Below are 19569 nucleotides of genomic sequence, written 5' to 3'. Positions count from 1 at the left end.
AAGGGGATTAGCCTTGTTTTTTAACGAGTGCTTCGACGATGTTCGACGGAGCTTCGGCGTATTTGGAGAATTCCATGGAGTAGCTTGCGCGACCCTGAGACATGGAACGAACGTCGGTTGCGTAACCGAACATCTCTCCGAGCGGTACTTCAGCACGGACGACGCGGCCAGAGACCGACTCATCCATACCCTGGACCAGACCACGACGACGGTTCAGGTCACCCATCACGTCACCCAGGTAGTCTTCCGGGGTTACAACTTCGACTTTCATGATCGGCTCGAGAACCACGCCACCGCCCTTCTGGGCCAGTTGCTTGGTCGCCATCGAAGCAGCGATCTTGAACGCCATTTCGTTGGAGTCGACGTCGTGGTACGAACCGTCGAATACCGCGGCCTTCAGGCCGATCAGAGGATAACCGGCAACAACGCCGTTTTTCATCTGCTCTTCGATACCCTTCTGGATCGCAGGGATGTATTCCTTAGGAATCACACCACCAACGACTTCGTTGGAGAACACCAGACCTTCTGTGATGTTGCCCTTGTCGTCCACGTCCGGCTCGGAGAAGCGAACCCAGCAGTGACCGAACTGACCACGACCACCCGACTGACGAACGAACTTGCCTTCGATCTCGACGTTGGATTTGGTGATCTTCTCGCGGTACGAAACCTGCGGCTTGCCGATGTTGGCTTCGACGTTGAATTCGCGCTTCATGCGGTCAACGAGGATGTCCAGGTGCAGCTCACCCATACCGGAGATGATGGTCTGACCGGTTTCTTCATCGGTCTTGACGCGGAACGATGGGTCTTCCTGAGCCAGCTTGCCCAGTGCGATACCCATCTTCTCCTGGTCCTGCTTGGTTTTCGGCTCTACAGAGAGCGAAATCACAGGCTCAGGGAAGTCCATACGCTCAAGGATGATCGGCTTGTCGGCGTTGCACAGGGTATCACCAGTAGTGACGTCCTTCATGCCGATCAGAGCAGCGATGTCGCCTGCACGTACTTCTTTGATCTCTTCACGCTGGTTGGCGTGCATCTGGACCATACGACCAACGCGCTCTTTCTTGCCTTTGACCGAGTTGATGACGGAGTCACCGGAGGTCAGGAAGCCCGAGTAAACGCGAACGAAGGTCAGAGTACCAACGAACGGGTCGGTGGCAATCTTGAAGGCCAGGGCCGAGAACGGCTCGTCGTCGTCAGCATGACGCTCGTCGAACTGCTCTGGCTTGACTTCGTCCTTAGGCACGTCGATCAGGTCAGGGTGGATACCCTTGATCGCAGGGATCTCGGTCGGAGCTGGCAGGAAGTCGATAACGGCGTCGAGAACCAGGGGAACACCCTTGTTCTTGAACGACGAACCGCAGACAGCCGGAACGATCTCGCTGGCCAGGGTGCGCGCGCGCAGGCCTGCCTTGATCTCTTCGACGGACAGCTCACCTTCTTCAAGGTACTTGTTCATCAGCTCTTCGGTGGCTTCGGCGGCGGCTTCAACCATGTTGTTGCGCCATTCGTTAGCCAGCTCGACCATATCCGCAGGAATTTCTTCCTCGCGGTAGGTAGTACCCTTGTCGTCGTCGTTCCAGTAGATAGCCTTCATCTTGATCAGGTCAACCTGACCCTGGAAGTTATCTTCCGAACCGATGGCCAGCTGAACAGGAACCGGAGTGTGACCCAGACGGTTCTTGATCTGACCTACGACGCGCAGGAAGTTTGCACCAGCACGGTCCATCTTGTTCACGTAAACAACACGCGGAACGCCGTACTTGTTGGCCTGACGCCATACGGTTTCGGACTGCGGCTCAACGCCGGAGGTGCCACAGAACACAACGACCGCGCCGTCGAGTACACGCAGCGAACGCTCTACTTCAATGGTGAAGTCAACGTGGCCAGGGGTATCGATAACGTTTACGCGGTAGTTGTCATACTGACCACGGGAACCTTTCCAGAAGGTGGTAACGGCAGCGGAGGTAATGGTGATACCCCGCTCCTGCTCCTGCACCATCCAGTCGGTGGTCGCGGCGCCGTCATGCACCTCGCCCATTTTGTGGCTCAGACCTGTGTAGAACAGGATCCGCTCGGTAGTGGTGGTCTTGCCCGCGTCAACGTGGGCACAGATACCAATGTTACGGTAGCGGTTAATTGCTGTAGTACGAGCCATAAAGCCCTCGCAAAAAGATTGATGCTTGAATTAGAAGCGGTAGTGCGAGAACGCTTTGTTGGCTTCAGCCATACGGTGAACGTCTTCACGCTTCTTGACTGCAGCACCCTTGCCTTCGGCAGCATCCAGCAGTTCGCCGGCCAGACGCAGAGCCATCGACTTCTCGCCGCGCTTGCGGGCGTAGTCTACGAGCCAGCGCATTGCCAGAGCGTTACGACGGGATGGACGAACTTCAACCGGGACCTGGTAAGTGGCACCGCCGACACGACGGGACTTTACTTCGACCAGCGGAGCGATGGCGTCGAGAGCTTTCTCGAAGATTTCCAGGGGGTCGCTGTTCTTGCGTGCTTTGACGGTATCCAGGGCACCGTAAACGATGCGCTCGGCTACGGCCTTCTTGCCGCTTTCCATCACGTGGTTCATGAACTTCGCGAGAATCTGGGATCCGTACTTCGGATCGTCAAGGATCTCACGTTTTGCTGCTACACGACGTCTTGGCATGATAAGCCCTCAAACGGTCTTCAGGTTAGCCCGGGACCAGGTCATTCGACCCACGCCCGACCTTACTCTTATCGACTCAAAAAAATGGATGTCTGCAAACGACCGATTACTTCGGACGCTTGGTACCGTACTTCGAACGACCCTGGTTACGGCCTTTAACGCCCGAAGTATCCAGAGAGCCGCGAACGGTGTGGTAACGAACACCTGGCAAGTCTTTTACACGGCCGCCACGAATCAGGACGACGCTGTGCTCTTGCAGGTTGTGGCCTTCACCACCGATGTACGAGGAAACCTCGAAACCGTTGGTCAGACGCACACGGCATACTTTACGCAGTGCCGAGTTAGGTTTTTTCGGCGTGGTGGTGTACACACGGGTGCACACGCCACGACGCTGCGGGCAGTTCTGCAGCGCAGGAACGTCGGACTTCTCGACCGAACGCTTACGCGGCTGACGTACCAGCTGGTTGATAGTTGCCATCTACTAGCTCCACTGATTGTCTTGCGACTCTATTGTCTTGCAAGAAAGCCAAAAATTGGCGAGACGGAGCCTCACCAAATTTAAGGGTACAAAAGTCTAAAGAGGATCTTGCACCCAGTCAAGACGAGGCCCCGGCCCTCCCCGCCCGATCATCGGCAACATTTCATGTCGCCGATGATCGCCCGAGGCTTGCCGGGGCCTTGCCCTGTACTTAATTACCGCTGGAATTCAGCGCTTCGGTCAGTGCAGCTTCCACTTCACTGGCGCTTACACGCAGCGGTTTGTCGGCATCACGGCGACGCTTGCGCTCGCTGTGGTAGGCCAGACCAGTACCGGCCGGGATCAGACGACCCACGACCACGTTCTCTTTCAGGCCGCGCAGGTAGTCGCGCTTGCCGGTTACCGCCGCTTCGGTCAGTACGCGGGTTGTTTCCTGGAAGGAAGCCGCGGAGATGAACGACTCGGTGGACAGCGAGGCCTTGGTGATACCCAGCAGCACTCGGGTGAACTTGGAGATGAACTTGTCCTCGCTAGCGAGACGCTCGTTCTCTACCAGCACCTGGGTCAGTTCCATCTGGTCGCCCTTGATGAAGCTGGAATCGCCCGACTCGGAGATCTCAACCTTGCGCAGCATCTGACGCAGGATGGTCTCGATGTGCTTGTCGTTGATCTTCACGCCTTGCAGACGGTAAACGTCCTGGATCTCGTTGACGATGTACTTCGCCAGCGCACTCACACCCAGCAGACGCAGGATGTCATGCGGATCGCTCGGGCCGTCGGAGATAACTTCGCCGCGGTTTACCTGTTCACCTTCGAAGACGTTCAGGTGGCGCCACTTTGGAATCAGCTCTTCGTACGGATCGCTACCGTCGGTCGGAGTGATCACCAGGCGACGCTTGCCCTTGGTCTCTTTACCGAATGCGATGGTGCCGCTGACTTCAGCCAGAATCGAGGCTTCTTTCGGACGACGCGCTTCGAACAGGTCGGCAACGCGCGGCAGACCACCGGTGATGTCACGGGTCTTCGACGTCTCTTGCGGGATACGCGCGATAACGTCACCAACACCGATCTGAGCACCGTCAGCCACACCGACAAGGGCGTTGGCCGGCAGGAAGTACTGGGCAGGTACGTCAGTACCTGGCAGGTACAGGTCCTTGCCTGCAGCATCGACCATCTTGATTGCCGGACGGATTTCCTTGCCTGCGGCAGGGCGATCCTTGACGTCCAGTACTTCAATGTTGGTCAAGCCGGTCAGTTCGTCGGTCTGACGCTTGATGGTGATGTTTTCTTCCATGCCCACGAAGGTCACGGTACCTTTCAGCTCGGTAACGATCGGGTGGGTGTGTGGGTCCCACTTGGCGACGATGGCGCCAGCTTCGACCTTTTCACCTTCCTTGACCGAAATCACCGCACCGTAAGGCAGCTTGTAGCGTTCACGCTCACGACCGAACTCGTCAGCAATCGCCAACTCACCCGAACGCGATACGGCAACCAGGTTACCGTCGGCACGCTCAACCTGCTTCAGGTTGTGCAGACGCACCATACCGCCATTCTTAACCTGGACGCTGTCGGCAGCCGAGGTACGGCTTGCAGCACCACCGATGTGGAACGTACGCATGGTCAGCTGGGTGCCCGGTTCACCGATCGACTGGGCAGCGATAACGCCGACAGCTTCACCGATGTTCACCTGGTGACCGCGAGCCAGGTCACGACCGTAGCACTTGGCACAGATGCCGTAGCGGGTTTCGCAGTTGATCGGCGAACGCACGATCACTTCGTCGATGCTGTTCAGCTCGATGAACTCAACCCACTGCTCGTCGACCAAGGTACCGGCCGGAACGATAACGTCCTCGGTGCCTGGCTTGAACACGTCACGGGCGATGACACGACCCAATACACGCTCACCCAGCGGCTCTACAACGTCGCCGCCTTCGATGTGTGGCGTCATCACCAGGCCCTGATCGGTGCCGCAGTCGATCTCGGTCACAACCAGATCCTGGGCAACGTCCACCAGACGACGAGTCAGGTAACCGGAGTTAGCGGTTTTCAGTGCGGTATCCGCCAGACCCTTACGAGCACCGTGAGTCGAGATGAAGTACTGAAGTACGCTCAGACCTTCACGGAAGTTCGCAGTGATCGGCGTCTCGATGATGGAGCCGTCCGGCTTGGCCATCAGACCACGCATACCGGCCAGCTGACGGATCTGGGCTGCGGAACCCCGCGCACCCGAGTCAGCCATCATGTACATCGAGTTGAAGGACTCTTGCTCGACTTCCTTGCCTTCGCGGTCGATGACCTTCTCTTTCGAGAGGTTGGCCATCATCGCCTTGGACACTTCGTCGTTCGCCTTCGACCACAAGTCGATGACCTTGTTGTACTTCTCGCCCTGGGTTACCAGACCGGAGGCGTACTGGCTCTCGATTTCCTTCACTTCGTCGGTAGCGTTACCGATGATGCGGGCTTTCTCGTCCGGGATAACGAAGTCGTTAACACCGATGGAAACGCCGGAAATGGTCGAGTATGCGAAACCGGTGTACATCAGTTGGTCGGCGAAGATAACGGTCTCTTTCAGACCAACCACGCGGTAGCACTGGTTGATCAGCTTGGAGATCGCCTTTTTCTTCATCGGCTGGTTGACCACGTCATACGGCAGACCTGCCGGCACAACCTGGAACAGCAGCGCACGGCCTACGGTGGTGTCGACGATGCGGGTGTTCTTGACCACCGAGCCATCACGCTCTTTCACGGTTTCGTTGATACGAACCTTGATTTTCGCGTGCAGGGCGGCTTCGCCGGCGCGGAATACGCGGTCGACTTCCTGCAGGTCGGCGAACACGCGACCTTCGCCCTTGGCATTGATGGCTTCCCGGGTCATGTAGTACAGACCCAGTACAACGTCCTGCGACGGAACGATGATTGGCTCACCGTTGGCTGGCGACAGGATGTTGTTGGTCGACATCATCAGCGCACGCGCTTCGAGCTGGGCTTCCAGGGTCAGCGGCACGTGAACGGCCATCTGGTCACCGTCGAAGTCGGCGTTGTACGCAGCACAGACCAGCGGGTGCAGCTGGATAGCCTTACCTTCGATCAGTACGGGTTCAAACGCCTGGATACCCAGACGGTGAAGGGTCGGTGCACGGTTGAGCAGTACGGGGTGTTCGCGAATCACTTCAGCGAGAACGTCCCACACCTCTGGCAGCTCGCGCTCGACCATCTTCTTGGCAGCCTTGATGGTGGTCGCCAGACCACGCATTTCCAGCTTGCCGAAAATGAACGGCTTGAACAGCTCGAGGGCCATCTTCTTCGGCAGACCGCACTGGTGCAGACGCAGGGTCGGACCTACGGTAATTACCGAACGGCCGGAGTAGTCAACACGCTTACCGAGCAAGTTCTGACGGAAGCGACCTTGCTTACCTTTGATCATGTCGGCCAGGGACTTCAGCGGACGCTTGTTCGAGCCAGTGATGGCGCGACCACGACGGCCGTTGTCCAGCAGAGCGTCAACCGCTTCCTGCAGCATGCGCTTTTCGTTGCGCACGATGATGTCCGGCGCCGACAGATCCAGCAGGCGCTTCAGACGGTTGTTACGGTTGATCACCCGGCGATACAGGTCGTTCAGGTCGGAAGTCGCGAAACGGCCACCATCCAGCGGAACCAGCGGACGCAGGTCCGGCGGCAGCACTGGCAGGACGGTCAGGACCATCCACTCAGGCAGGTTGCCCGAGCCCTGGAAAGCTTCCATCAGCTTCAGACGCTTGGAAAGCTTCTTGATCTTGGTTTCCGAGTTGGTCTGCGGAATTTCTTCGCGCAGGCGGCCGATCTCGTGCTCCAGGTCGATAGCGTGCAGCAGCTCGCGGACAGCCTCGGCACCCATACGGGCATCGAAGTCGTCACCGAACTCTTCCAGCGCTTCGAAGTACTGCTCGTCGTTCAGCAGCTGGCCCTTTTCCAGGGTAGTCATGCCCGGGTCGATAACGACATAGCTCTCGAAGTAGAGCACGCGCTCGATATCACGCAGGGTCATGTCCATCAGCAGGCCGATACGGGACGGCAGCGACTTCAGGAACCAGATGTGGGCAACCGGCGAGGCCAGCTCGATGTGCGCCATGCGCTCACGACGAACCTTCGCCAGGGCAACTTCAACGCCGCACTTCTCGCAGATTACGCCGCGGTGCTTGAGGCGCTTGTACTTGCCGCACAGGCACTCGTAGTCCTTGACTGGGCCAAAGATCTTGGCGCAGAACAGGCCGTCACGCTCAGGCTTGAACGTACGGTAGTTGATGGTTTCCGGCTTCTTAACTTCACCGAACGACCACGAACGGATCATTTCAGGCGACGCCAGACCGATGCGGATGGCGTCGAACTCTTCGACTTGACCCTGGTTTTTCAGCAAATTCAGTAGGTCTTTCAAGGCCTTTCCTCCTGGCGGAGCAGGGAGCGGGCATTACCTGCCCCACTCCCCTTCGCGTCACGTGTTATTCGGTTTCCAGATCGATATCGATACCGAGCGAACGGATCTCTTTGATCAACACGTTGAAGGACTCGGGCATGCCCGGCTCCATACGGTGATCGCCATCCACGATGTTCTTGTACATCTTGGTACGGCCGTTCACGTCGTCCGACTTCACTGTGAGCATTTCTTGCAGGGTGTATGCCGCGCCGTATGCTTCCAGCGCCCACACTTCCATCTCCCCGAAACGCTGACCACCGAACTGCGCCTTACCACCCAGCGGCTGCTGGGTAACCAGGCTGTAGGAACCAGTGGAACGCGCGTGCATCTTGTCGTCCACCAAGTGGTTCAGCTTGAGCATGTACATGTAACCAACGGTCACAGGACGCTCGAACTTGTTGCCGGTACGGCCGTCGAACAGCACCATCTGGCCGCTCTCTGGCAGGTCGGCCAGTTTCAGCATGGCCTTGATCTCGCGCTCCTTGGCACCATCGAAGACCGGGGTAGCCATCGGCACGCCTTTCTTCAGGTTGTTAGCCAGGGCCAGGATCTCTTCGTCGGTGAATTCGTCGAGATTTTCCTGACGACCGCCGATCTCGTTGTAGACCTCGGTCAGGAACACGCGCAGCTCAGCGGCTTTACGCTGCTCTTCGAGCATGCGGTCGATCTTCTCGCCCAGACCCTTGGCCGCGAGGCCCAGGTGGGTTTCAAGGATCTGACCAACGTTCATACGCGAAGGTACACCCAGCGGGTTCAGTACGACGTCAACCGGAGTACCGTTGGCATCGTGCGGCATGTCTTCAACCGGCATGATGACCGAGACGACACCCTTGTTACCGTGACGACCGGCCATCTTGTCACCCGGCTGGATGCGGCGGCGGATTGCCAGGTAAACCTTGACGATCTTCAGTACGCCCGGTGCCAGGTCATCGCCCTGCTGCAGCTTGCGCTTCTTGTCTTCGAACTTGTCGTCCAGCAGACGGCGACGGTCGACGATGTACTGCTGAGCCTTTTCCAGCTGCTCGTTCAGTGCATCTTCAGCCATGCGCAGTTTGAACCACTGGCCATGCTCCAGACCGTCCAGCACCTCGTCAGTGATCACGGTGCCTTTCTTCAGACCTGCACCACCATCAACCACTTGGCCGTTCAGAGCAGAACGCAGACGCTCGAAGGTTGCACCTTCGACAATGCGGAACTCTTCGTTGAGGTCCTTGCGGATCTCGTCGAGCTGCATCTTCTCGATGGCCAGCGCGCGGCTATCGCGCTCCACGCCATCACGGGTGAAGACCTGTACGTCGATGACAGTACCCTTGGTGCCGGTTGGCACACGCAGGGAGGTGTCCTTAACGTCGCTGGCCTTCTCACCGAAGATTGCGCGCAGCAGTTTTTCTTCCGGAGTCAGCTGGGTTTCGCCTTTTGGCGTGACCTTGCCGACCAGGATGTCGCCAGCGCCAACTTCAGCACCTACGTATACGATACCGGCTTCGTCCAGCTTGTTCAGTGCGGCTTCACCCACGTTCGGGATGTCCGCAGTGATTTCCTCTGGGCCAAGCTTGGTGTCACGCGCCACACAGGTCAGTTCCTGAATGTGGATGGTGGTGAAGCGATCTTCCTGAACAACACGTTCGGACAGGCAGATGGAGTCTTCGAAGTTGAAGCCGTTCCACGCCATGAACGCGATGCGCATGTTCTGACCCAGAGCCAGCTCACCCATGTCGGTGGACGGGCCGTCGGCCATGATGTCACCACGCTGAACCTTGTCACCCCTGCTCACCAGCGGACGCTGGTTGATGCAGGTGTTCTGGTTCGAACGGGTGTACTTGGTCAGGTTGTAGATATCCACACCTGCTTCGCCGGTTTCCACTTCGTCGTCGGCAACGCGAACAACGATACGGCTGGCGTCGACCGAGTCGATCACACCACCGCGGCGAGCAACCACGCAGACACCGGAGTCACGGGCAACGTTGCGCTCCATGCCAGTACCTACCAGCGGCTTGTCGGCACGCAGGGTTGGTACAGCCTGACGCTGCATGTTCGAACCCATCAACGCACGGTTGGCGTCGTCGTGCTCGAGGAACGGAATCAGCGACGCTGCAACGGAAACAACCTGCTTCGGCGAAACATCCATCAGGGTGACGTCTTCCGGCGCCTTGACGGTGAATTCGTTCAGGTGACGAACTGCTACCAGCTCATCGATCAGTTGCTTCTTGTCGTTCATCGCGGCCGAAGCCTGTGCGATAACGTGATCTGCCTCTTCGATTGCCGACAGGAACACGATGTCGTCGCTGACAACGCCTTCCTTCACCACGCGGTACGGGCTTTCCAGGAAGCCGTACTGGTTGGTGCGGGCGTAGGCCGCCAGGGAGTTGATCAGACCGATGTTCGGACCTTCAGGGGTCTCGATCGGGCACACACGGCCATAGTGGGTCGGGTGTACGTCACGGACTTCGAAGCCGGCACGCTCACGGGTCAGACCGCCAGGGCCGAGTGCGGAGACGCGGCGCTTGTGGGTAATCTCCGAGAGAGGGTTGTTCTGGTCCATGAACTGGGACAGCTGGCTGGAACCGAAGAACTCTTTCACCGCTGCCGCTACCGGCTTGGCGTTGATCAGGTCTTGCGGCATCAGGCCTTCGCTTTCCGCCATCGACAGGCGTTCCTTGACCGCGCGCTCGACACGCACCAGGCCAACGCGGAACTGGTTCTCGGCCATCTCGCCGACGCAACGTACGCGACGGTTACCCAGGTGGTCGATGTCGTCGACGATGCCTTTGCCGTTACGGATATCGACCAGGGTCTTCAGAACCTCGACGATGTCTTCCTTGCTCAGCACGCCCGAACCCTCGATCTCGGTACGACCGATACGACGGTTGAACTTCATGCGGCCTACGGCGGACAGATCGTAACGCTCGGCACTGAAGAACAGGTTGTTGAACAGGGTCTCGGCTGCGTCCTTGGTTGGCGGCTCGCCTGGACGCATCATGCGGTAGATCTCGACCAGCGCTTCCAGTTGGTTGCTGGTCGTATCGATCTTCAGAGTGTCAGAGATGAACGGACCGCAATCGATGTCGTTGGTGTACAGGGTCTCGATACGGACAACCTGCGCCTTGGCGACCTTGATCAGCAGCTCGGTAGTCATCTCGGTGTTGCATTCGGCGAGAATTTCGCCGGTAGCCGGATGCACGATAGCCTTGGCGGTAGTGCGGCCCAGGACGTATTCCATTGGAACGTCCAGTTGCTTGACGCCGGCCTTCTCGAGCTGGTTGATGTGGCGCGCGGTAATACGGCGGCCTTGCTCGACGATGACTTTGCCGGTTTCGTCATGGATGTCCATGACTGCAACTTCACCACGCAGACGCTGCGGTACCAGTTCCAGGCTGAGTTTTTCGCCGGAAATGTGGAACACGTTGGTGGTGTAGAAGGTGTTCAGCACTTCTTCAGTGCTGTAACCCAGGGCGCGCAGCAGCACCGAGGCCGGCAGTTTGCGGCGACGGTCGATACGCACGAACACGCAGTCCTTCGGGTCGAACTCGAAGTCCAACCAGGAACCGCGGTAAGGGATGATGCGAGCGGAGTACAGCAGCTTGCCCGAGCTGTGGGTCTTGCCACGGTCGTGGTCGAAGAACACACCAGGCGAACGGTGCAGCTGGGAAACGATCACACGCTCGGTACCGTTGATAACGAAGGTACCGTTCTCAGTCATCAGGGGGATTTCACCCATGTAGACTTCTTGCTCTTTGATGTCCTTGATCGCTTTGTTCGACGATTCCTTGTCGAAGATGATCAGGCGCACCTTGACCCGCAGTGGGACCGCGAAGGTCACGCCACGCAGGACACATTCCTTCACATCGAAGGCGGGTTCGCCCAGGCGATAGCCTACGTACTCCAGGGCAGCATTGCCGGAGTAGCTGATGATCGGGAATACCGATTTGAAGGCCGCGTGCAGGCCGACGTCGCGGAAGTGATCCTTGGATGCTCCCGCTTGCAGGAATTCGCGATACGAATCCAGCTGGATGGCCAGGAGGTAAGGCACATCCATGACGTCCGGCAACTTGCTAAAGTCCTTGCGGATACGTTTTTTCTCAGTGTATGAGTAAGCCATCAGCGTTCCCCAGCTTGGTCACCTGCTTGTTTGGCTTCTCCCGGCGGGAGCAGCCAGAAAATCGTGCAAACCCCTTGGTTTGCGCCACCCACATGGGTGTCTTGCAGCTCGTTATCGGGACCGGCCTGACCGGCCACCAATAACGGAAAAAGGCCGGTGGCATAAGCCACCAGCCATCAGCCTTTCGCTCAACGCTCAGGCTGGCATCGCAAGGTCGAGATTACTTCAGCTCGACTTTAGCGCCTGCTTCTTCCAGCTTCTTCTTAGCGTCTTCAGCGGCTTCTTTCGAAACGCCTTCAGCTACAACCTGAGGAGCGCCATCGACTTTCTCTTTGGCTTCTTTCAGGCCCAGACCGGTCAGTTCGCGAACGGCCTTGATCACGTTCACTTTCTTGTCGCCGGCTTCAACCAGAACAACGTTGAACTCGGTCTGCTCTTCAACAACGGCAGCAGCAGCAGCTGGGCCAGCAGCGGCAACAGCAGCGGTAACGCCGAAGGTTTCTTCCATTGCTTTGATCAGCTCAACAACTTCCAGAACGGTTTTCTGGCCGATTGCTTCGATGATTTGTTCGTTAGTCAGAGACATGACTTAAATCCTGTATTGGGGTGACAGCCTACGCAGCCATCAAATTAAACGTATGATTTTGAAAGAATTCGCGCGCCTTAGGCGGCGGTAGCTTCTTTCTGGTCGCGAATGGCTGCCAGAGTACGAGCCAGCTTGCTGGTGGCGCCTTGAATAACGCTCATCAGTCGTGCAATAGCTTCGTCGCGGGTCGGCAGGGTAGCCAACACGTCGATCTGGTTCGCTGCAATGAAATTGCCGTCAAACGCAGCTGCCTTGATCTCGAACTTGTCCTGACCCTTGGCGAACTCTTTGAACAGACGAGCAGCAGCGCCCGGGTGTTCGTTGGAGAAAGCAATCAGGGTCGGGCCTTTGAACGCGTCGTTGAGGATCGAGAATTCGGTGCCTTCAACAGCGCGCTTGAGCAGGGTATTACGCACTACACGTACGTATACGCCAGCTTCGCGGGCCTCTTTACGGAGTCCGGTCATTGCGCTTACAGTCACACCACGGGCATCAGCCACGACAGCGGACAGAGCGACTTTGGCAGCCTCGTTGACTTCAGCGACGATGGCCTTCTTGTCTTCGAGTTTAATTGCCACGGGTTTACTCCTGGTTTTTACCGTTTCATCTGGCCGAGGCCGGATGTCGTTTTGGTGTCTGATTCGGTAACGAATCGGGAGCACCATCTGCGTGGGCTGATGTTTTAAGGCTTGCGCCGCCTACGGTCTTGGATAGCCCCCGCCAGGCAGGGACCCCAATTTTTGCTGGCGGCGCGACTGGTCGCGCCGCCATGTTCTTACACGTTCAGCGAGCTCTGATCGATGACCAGACCTGGGCCCATGGTGGTGCTCAGGGTAACGCGCTTAACGTAGATACCTTTCGAGGAAGCTGGCTTGATACGCTTCAGGTCAGCGATCAGGGCTTCAACGTTTTCCTTCAGCTTGTCAGCTTCAAAGCCGATCTTGCCAACGGAGGTGTGGATGATACCGTTTTTGTCGGTACGGTAGCGAACCTGACCAGCCTTGGCGTTTTTCACGGCAGTGGCTACGTCTGGGGTCACGGTACCAACTTTCGGGTTAGGCATCAGGCCGCGAGGACCCAGAACCTGACCCAGCTGACCTACAACGCGCATGGCATCAGGCGATGCGATAACGACGTCATAGTTCAGGTCGCCGCCTTTCATTTCGGCAGCCAGATCGTCCATACCTACGCGATCAGCGCCGGCAGCCAGAGCAGCTTCAGCAGCTGGACCCTGGGTGAAGACAGCAACGCGAACGGTCTTGCCAGTGCCGTGTGGCAGCACGGTAGCGCTACGTACGACCTGGTCGGATTTACGCGGGTCAACACCGAGGTTAACGGCGATGTCGTAGGACTCGACGAACTTGGCAGCAGGCAGCGAGGCCAGCAGAGTTGCCGCTTCTTCGAAGTTGTAGGCCTTGCCTGCTTCGATTTTCTCGGCGATTGCCTTTTGGCGTTTGGTCAGCTTAGCCATTACACACCCTCCACGTTCAGGCCCATGCTGCGGGCAGAGCCAGCGATGGTGCGTACAGCAGCGTCCAGGTCAGCGGCAGTCAGGTCAGCCTGTTTGGCTTTCGCGATGTCTTCCAGCTGAGCACGGGTAACGGTACCGACTTTAACGGTGTTCGGGCGAGCCGAACCACTGGTCAGGCCAGCAGCTTTCTTCAGCAGAACCGAGGCAGGGGTGCTCTTGGTCTCGAAGGTGAAGCTACGGTCGCTGTAGACAGTGATGATCACTGGAGTCGGCAGGCCGGCTTCTTGACCCTGGGTACGGGCGTTGAAGGCCTTGCAGAATTCCATGATGTTCACACCATGTTGACCCAGTGCTGGACCAACGGGTGGGCTTGGGTTGGCCTGGCCGGCCTTAACTTGCAGCTTGATGTAAGCCTGAATCTTCTTAGCCATGAGCTACTCCAAAATCGGGTACGAACGCCTGATGGCTCCCCGGATGACTTGCGTTTTATCCCAGTGACGACAAAACCCCGCAGCACACAGGGCTGCGGGGTATGGGATGCTTCGTCCGCCTAGACCTTTTCGACCTGGCTGAACTCGAGCTCCACCGGAGTAGAGCGACCGAAAATGAGCACCGCAACCTGCAGGCGACTCTTTTCGTAGTTAACTTCTTCGACACTACCATTGAAGTCAGCGAACGGACCATCAATGACTCGAACCACTTCACCTGGCTCGAACAGCGTCTTGGGCTTCGGCTTATCGCTACCGTCGGCAACGCGACGCAGGATGGCCTCAGCTTCTTTATCGGTAATCGGCGCAGGCTTGTCAGCAGTACCGCCAATAAAGCCCATCACGCGAGGGGTGTCCTTGACCAAGTGCCAAGTCCCTTCATTCATCTCCATCTGGACCAGTACATAGCCAGGGAAGAATTTACGCTCACTCTTGCGCTTCTGGCCGTTGCGCATTTCGACGACTTCTTCGGTCGGGACCAAGATCTCGCCGAAACCGTCTTCCATGCCAGCCAGCTTGACGCGCTCGATGAGGGAGCGCATTACATGCTTCTCGTAACCCGAGTAAGCATGCACAACATACCAACGCTTAGCCACGGGACACCTTTAGCCAACGATCAAGGAGACCGCCCAGCCGAGCAGGGAGTCGAGCCCCCACAGCAGCAGTGCCATAACCAGCACGACAGCCACGACAATCAGCGTGGTCTGGGTGGTTTCCTGGCGGGTCGGCCACACGACTTTACGAATCTCGGTACGAGCTTCCTTCGCCAGCGCAAAGAACGACTTGCCCTTCGCAGTCTGCAGAGCTACAAAGCCCGCGACAGCAGCAAGGACGAGAAGCACAAGAACGCGATACAGGATTGGAGAGCCGGAGTAATATTGATTACCCACAACACCAACAACCACCAAAGCCACTACAGCCAGCCACTTGAACAGATCAAAACGCGATTCTTGGGCTTCAGTTTTGGGGGTCATCGAGGAGGATCCTGTAAGAAGAAAGCCATCACACCGAGGTGAAATGGCAGGTCAGGAGGGAATCGAACCCCCAACCTACGGTTTTGGAGACCGTCGCTCTGCCAATTGAGCTACTGACCTGTAACGCTGTATCAGGCCGGCCATTATACCGGCCTGATCAAGTAAATCAACTACTTATTCAATAATTTTTGCTACGACGCCGGCGCCGACGGTACGACCGCCTTCACGGATAGCGAAGCGCAGACCGTCTTCCATTGCGATGGTCTTGATCAGGGTAACAGTCATCTGAATGTTGTCACCTGGCATTACCATTTCAACGCCTTCCGGCAGTTCGCAGTTACCGGTCACGTCAGTGGTACGGAAGTAGAACTGTGGACGGTAGCCTTTGAAGAACGGAGTGTGACGGCCGCCTTCTTCCTTCGACAGGACGTAGACTTCTGCGGTGAACTTGGTGTGCGGCTTGACCGAACCTGGCTTGACCAGAACCTGGCCACGCTCAACGTCATCACGCTTGGTACCACGCAGCAGAACGCCGCAGTTCTCGCCAGCACGACCTTCGTCCAGCAGCTTGCGGAACATCTCAACACCGGTGCAGGTGGTGGTGGCGGTGTCACGCAGACCAACGATTTCCAGCGGATCCTGAACGCGGACGATACCACGCTCGATACGACCGGTAACAACGGTACCACGACCCGAGATCGAGAATACGTCTTCGATCGGCATCAGGAACGGCTGGTCGATGGCACGAACTGGCTCAGGAATGTAGCTATCCAGAGTCTCTACCAGCTTCTTGACAGCGGTAGTGCCCATTTCGTTGTCGTCTTTGCCTTCCAGGGCCATACGAGCGGAACCGATGATGATCGGAGTGTCGTCGCCTGGGAAGTCATAGGTGGACAGCAGGTCGCGAACTTCCATCTCGACCAGTTCCAGCAGCTCAGCGTCGTCTACCAGGTCAGCCTTGTTCAGGAAGACCACGATGTACGGAACGCCTACCTGACGGGACAGCAGGATGTGCTCACGGGTTTGTGGCATCGGACCATCGGCGGCCGAGCAAACCAGGATCGCGCCGTCCATCTGGGCAGCACCGGTGATCATGTTCTTCACGTAGTCAGCGTGACCTGGGCAGTCAACGTGAGCGTAGTGACGAATGGTCGAGTTGTACTCGACGTGAGCGGTGTTGATGGTGATACCGCGCGCTTTTTCTTCCGGAGCCGAGTCGATCTTGTCGAACTCAACGATTGCCGAACCGAAAACTTCGGAGCAAACGCGAGTCAGAGCTGCGGTCAGAGTGGTCTTACCGTGGTCAACGTGGCCGATAGTGCCGACGTTAACGTGGGGAAGGGAACGATCAAACTTTTCCTTAGCCATCGATACAATCCTCCGCAGAAGAAATAGTCTTGCGCTGATAAAACAAAGGCAGATATTTTCATATCTGCCTTGTTTATATGGAGCTCTTGAGCGGACTTGAACCGCTGACCTCACCCTTACCAAGGGTGTGCTCTACCAACTGAGCTACAAGAGCGAAACACTTTGTGCAAAATCCGGCAAACTTGGAGCGGGTAGCGGGAATCGAACCCGCATCATCAGCTTGGAAGGCTGAGGTTCTACCACTAAACTATACCCGCGGAGCTTGCGGCTCTCGCTAAAACTGGTGGAGGGAGAAGGATTCGAACCTTCGAAGCTCTCGCAACGGATTTACAGTCCGTCCCCTTTGACCGCTCGGGAATCCCTCCAGATGTGGCCGGCATTCTATTTGTCTGCCGCCCTAGTGTCAAGCGTTTTTTCAAATTTTTTTCAATCAAATCTGAAACTTAGCTGCTTTGACACCGCTTCCAGTTCTACCACATGAGTGGTGTTCCCTGTGAAGCGGGCGCCATTCTATCAAGCTATTCGTCAGTTGCAATACCCTGGCAGAAAATAATTTTATGTTTTAAGTCTTTGAAATCATTGGAAAGAGCCAAGAGCACCGTTTGGTCCAGCAAACGCTCGCTTTCCGGAGCAACCTTGAGCCAGCGACCATCCGCCCCAGGCAGCTGTCCTGACACCGGCAAGGTGGCAATATCCAGACTCAGCAGGCGTTGACGCAGCGCATCCAACTGCTCCTGCCCCTTCACGCCACCGACCACCAGGCATTCATCACGACGCTTGGGCGGCGCCGACACACCTGTTTCACGCAACAGACGGATTTCTTGCTGATTCCCCTTGTACAGTGACAACGGGGCGACTTCCTTGACCTTCAGCGGGGCTTCCTGCTGATGCCATACGTAATAAAAGACGTTGAGCACCAGTAACAGCAGAAACAACCAGCGCATAGGCACCTCAATCCAATGGGCAGGCCATTGCCAGGCCAACGAAAACCAGGTCAGGCACGACCCGCGCCTGTGGCAGGGCCGCCCTCACCAGTGGCGCATCACCGCCAGTGAGGAACACGGTGAACTCCTCACCCCATAGCACACGAGCCTGCTCAAGCTGGGTGTAGGCAAAGCCCTGGAGCATCAATACGCAACCGCGCTCTACCGCTTCGACAGTCGAGCGACCTGGTGACAAGCTGCTCAATGCGCGCTCCGCGGAGGCATCGTCATAGCGGATACGACGGGTGTGAGTGCGCAGCTGGCTACGCATCAATGGCATACCTGGGCAGATGTAGCCCCCAAGATGCTCGCCATCTGCAGAAACGAAGTCCGCTTTTGCCGCGGTACCCAGGTCAATCACCAGGCACGCGCCCTTGGCCAGGTGAAATGCCCCCAACGCCGCCAGCCAACGATCCATACCCAGGCGCTCATAGTCGTCATAGCCATTGCGCACACCTGCCATTTCACGGACAGGGTGGGCAACCTTCGCCTGCACGGCAAATGCCTGAGCAATCAACGCGCAAAGCGCATCGGTCTCTTCTTCGCTGCGCACACTGACAATACGGCAACCCGTGAGACGCACTGAAGCGAGCGCAGCCACTTCCGCCACCAGCGCCTGATCGGAATCGACGATCCCACCACCTTCAATCACAGCATCGGCGACATGGATCACCCGCCACTTGATGAAGCTGTTACCGCAATCGAGCTCAAGAATCATCACGCAACCTCAAACTGAGCTCACCACCACTGAAGCTCTTTTCCATCCCGTCCACCTCAAGGCGCAAACCACCCTGCCCGTCGACGCCAAGAACCACGCCATCAATACGTGTACTACCAGCAACCAGCGATACATTGCGCCCCTGCCACAAGTGCGCCTGCTCCCACTCCTCCTGGAATGCGGCAAAGCCGTAGCGGCGATGGCGCGCCAATTCGTGCTGTAGCTGCTGACTGAGCAGCGCGACCAAGTGATTGCGATCTATGGCTGCACCAACCTCACGTCGCATAGAAGTCCACTGCTGATCGACCTGTTCGTTTACCTGCATGTTTACATTGATACCAATGCCTAGCACCACATGACAGACATCTGCAGGATCGCCCACCAACTCCAAGAGGATCCCGGTGATCTTCTGCCCACCTACCAACACATCGTTAGGCCATTTGAGCCCGACATCCTTTACACCGAATGCCTGTAAGGTGCGCATTACCGCCAACCCCACTACCAAGCTCAACCCCTCGAGCTGACGCATACCTCCATCAACGCGCAGCACCAGGCTGTAATAGAGATTTTCAGCAAATGGGCTGACCCACTGCCGGCCGCGCCGACCGCGTCCGGCGCTCTGGCGCTCAGCCAGAACCAGGAATGGAGCCGCCTGCCCTTCACTGGCAAGGCGCAAGCCTTCGGCATTGGTCGAATCGATGGTTTCGTGGATGAAGACCGGCCACTGTTCGCCCACGGCGAATCCGGCGATTGCCTGCGCCTCAAGCAACGCCAGTGGCGCGGCCAACTGGTAACCGCGCCCACGAACTTTGTGAATGGTGAGGTTCAGCTCACTTTCCAGATGCTGCAGCTGTTTCCAAACTGCGCTGCGACTCACCCCTAGGGCTGCCCCCAGAGCTTCTCCGGAATGGAACCGACCGTCCTTGAGGAGATTCAACAACTTCAGCATGCCAGTCTCGACTTGGAATAAGGCAGGCATGATAGCCATGGGCTGTTGGCTTGCATAGGAAAAGGGCCTGCAGGAGAGGCCGCGTATCGCAATCACAGGGAGGAGCATTGGCAAGGCCAGGATTTTTAAGCCCACAAAGACAAAACCCCTACCTGCATGCGCAGATAGGGGTTTTGCGAAATGAATCTTGACGATGACCTACTCTCACATGGGGAAACCCCACACTACCATCGGCGATGCATCGTTTCACTACTGAGTTCGGGATGGGATCAGGTGGTTCCAATGCTCTATGGTCGTCAAGAAATTCTGTTGCCAGAATGTCCAGATGGACAGCCCAGCGAATTCGGAT

At 57.2% G+C, this 19569-nt stretch carries 15 protein-coding genes, 4 tRNA genes and 1 rRNA gene; all 20 read right to left on the bottom strand.

Going from position 1 to position 19569, the window contains the following annotated elements:
• Positions 1-7 precede the first annotated feature (7 nt).
• Complete coding sequence (gene fusA, locus ACI7M0_RS02240; protein ID WP_003255490.1) at positions 8-2155, bottom strand: elongation factor G; 2148 nt, start codon at positions 2153-2155, stop codon at positions 8-10.
• A 30-nt stretch (positions 2156-2185) separates the two neighbouring features.
• On the bottom strand, positions 2186-2656 hold the full coding sequence (gene rpsG / locus ACI7M0_RS02235; RefSeq protein WP_003246741.1) for a 30S ribosomal protein S7: 471 nt from the start codon (positions 2654-2656) through the stop codon (positions 2186-2188).
• A gap of 106 nt (positions 2657-2762) precedes the next feature.
• Positions 2763-3134 carry a 30S ribosomal protein S12 gene (gene rpsL, locus ACI7M0_RS02230; protein ID WP_003255492.1) on the bottom strand — a complete coding sequence of 124 codons (372 nt, stop codon included), beginning with the start codon at positions 3132-3134 and terminating at the stop codon, positions 2763-2765.
• 211 nt (positions 3135-3345) lie between these two features.
• Positions 3346-7545: a DNA-directed RNA polymerase subunit beta' gene (rpoC, locus tag ACI7M0_RS02225; RefSeq protein WP_014589475.1), complete on the bottom strand. Its 4200-nt coding sequence runs from the start codon at positions 7543-7545 to the stop codon at positions 3346-3348.
• 64 nt (positions 7546-7609) lie between these two features.
• A complete protein-coding gene (gene rpoB / locus ACI7M0_RS02220) occupies positions 7610-11683 on the bottom strand; it encodes a DNA-directed RNA polymerase subunit beta (protein ID WP_129932187.1) in 4074 nt (1357 codons plus the stop codon).
• Positions 11684-11903: 220 nt separating this feature from the next.
• Positions 11904-12269 (bottom strand): 50S ribosomal protein L7/L12, encoded by a 366-nt coding sequence (rplL, locus tag ACI7M0_RS02215; RefSeq protein WP_003255496.1) that lies wholly within the window; start codon positions 12267-12269, stop codon positions 11904-11906.
• A gap of 77 nt (positions 12270-12346) precedes the next feature.
• Positions 12347-12847, bottom strand: a complete 501-nt coding sequence (gene rplJ / locus ACI7M0_RS02210) for a 50S ribosomal protein L10 (protein WP_003255497.1) — start codon at positions 12845-12847, stop codon at positions 12347-12349.
• Between the two features lie 197 nt (positions 12848-13044).
• The gene (rplA, locus tag ACI7M0_RS02205; protein ID WP_003255499.1) at positions 13045-13740 is read right to left on the bottom strand and encodes a 50S ribosomal protein L1; all 696 of its coding nucleotides are present in this window, start codon (positions 13738-13740) and stop codon (positions 13045-13047) included.
• Positions 13740-14171, bottom strand: a complete 432-nt coding sequence (rplK, locus tag ACI7M0_RS02200) for a 50S ribosomal protein L11 (RefSeq protein WP_003255500.1) — start codon at positions 14169-14171, stop codon at positions 13740-13742. The genes rplA and rplK overlap by 1 nt, the downstream gene beginning before the upstream one ends.
• A 119-nt stretch (positions 14172-14290) precedes the next feature.
• Entirely contained in the window at positions 14291-14824 is a 534-nt protein-coding gene (nusG, locus tag ACI7M0_RS02195) for a transcription termination/antitermination protein NusG (RefSeq protein ID WP_003255501.1), read from the bottom strand.
• Between the two features lie 9 nt (positions 14825-14833).
• Positions 14834-15202 carry a preprotein translocase subunit SecE gene (gene secE / locus ACI7M0_RS02190; RefSeq protein WP_010951773.1) on the bottom strand — a complete coding sequence of 123 codons (369 nt, stop codon included), beginning with the start codon at positions 15200-15202 and terminating at the stop codon, positions 14834-14836.
• 44 nt (positions 15203-15246) lie between these two features.
• A tRNA-Trp gene (locus ACI7M0_RS02185) sits at positions 15247-15322 on the bottom strand.
• A 54-nt stretch (positions 15323-15376) separates the two neighbouring features.
• Positions 15377-16570 carry an elongation factor Tu gene (tuf, locus tag ACI7M0_RS02180; protein ID WP_104960689.1) on the bottom strand — a complete coding sequence of 398 codons (1194 nt, stop codon included), beginning with the start codon at positions 16568-16570 and terminating at the stop codon, positions 15377-15379.
• A gap of 78 nt (positions 16571-16648) precedes the next feature.
• Positions 16649-16724, bottom strand: a tRNA-Thr gene (locus ACI7M0_RS02175).
• 29 nt (positions 16725-16753) lie between these two features.
• Positions 16754-16827, bottom strand: a tRNA-Gly gene (locus ACI7M0_RS02170).
• Positions 16828-16851: 24 nt separating this feature from the next.
• Positions 16852-16935 (bottom strand) — tRNA-Tyr (locus tag ACI7M0_RS02165).
• Positions 16936-17088: 153 nt separating this feature from the next.
• On the bottom strand, positions 17089-17514 hold the full coding sequence (locus ACI7M0_RS02160) for a hypothetical protein (RefSeq protein ID WP_014589472.1): 426 nt from the start codon (positions 17512-17514) through the stop codon (positions 17089-17091).
• Between the two features lie 7 nt (positions 17515-17521).
• Entirely contained in the window at positions 17522-18271 is a 750-nt protein-coding gene (locus tag ACI7M0_RS02155) for a pantothenate kinase (RefSeq protein ID WP_129932186.1), read from the bottom strand.
• Positions 18261-19220 carry a bifunctional biotin--[acetyl-CoA-carboxylase] ligase/biotin operon repressor BirA gene (birA, locus tag ACI7M0_RS02150; RefSeq protein ID WP_129932185.1) on the bottom strand — a complete coding sequence of 320 codons (960 nt, stop codon included), beginning with the start codon at positions 19218-19220 and terminating at the stop codon, positions 18261-18263. The genes ACI7M0_RS02155 and birA overlap by 11 nt, the downstream gene beginning before the upstream one ends.
• A 185-nt stretch (positions 19221-19405) precedes the next feature.
• Positions 19406-19521: ribosomal RNA gene (gene rrf, locus ACI7M0_RS02145) — 5S ribosomal RNA — on the bottom strand.
• Positions 19522-19569 lie beyond the last annotated feature (48 nt).

This window comes from Pseudomonas sp. 10(2024) (assembly GCF_045164175.1).
Classification (GTDB): Bacteria; Pseudomonadota; Gammaproteobacteria; order Pseudomonadales; family Pseudomonadaceae; genus Aquipseudomonas; species Aquipseudomonas alloputida.
Note: the sequence above shows the minus strand (reverse complement) of the source record. Positions and strands in the feature narration are given on the sequence as shown.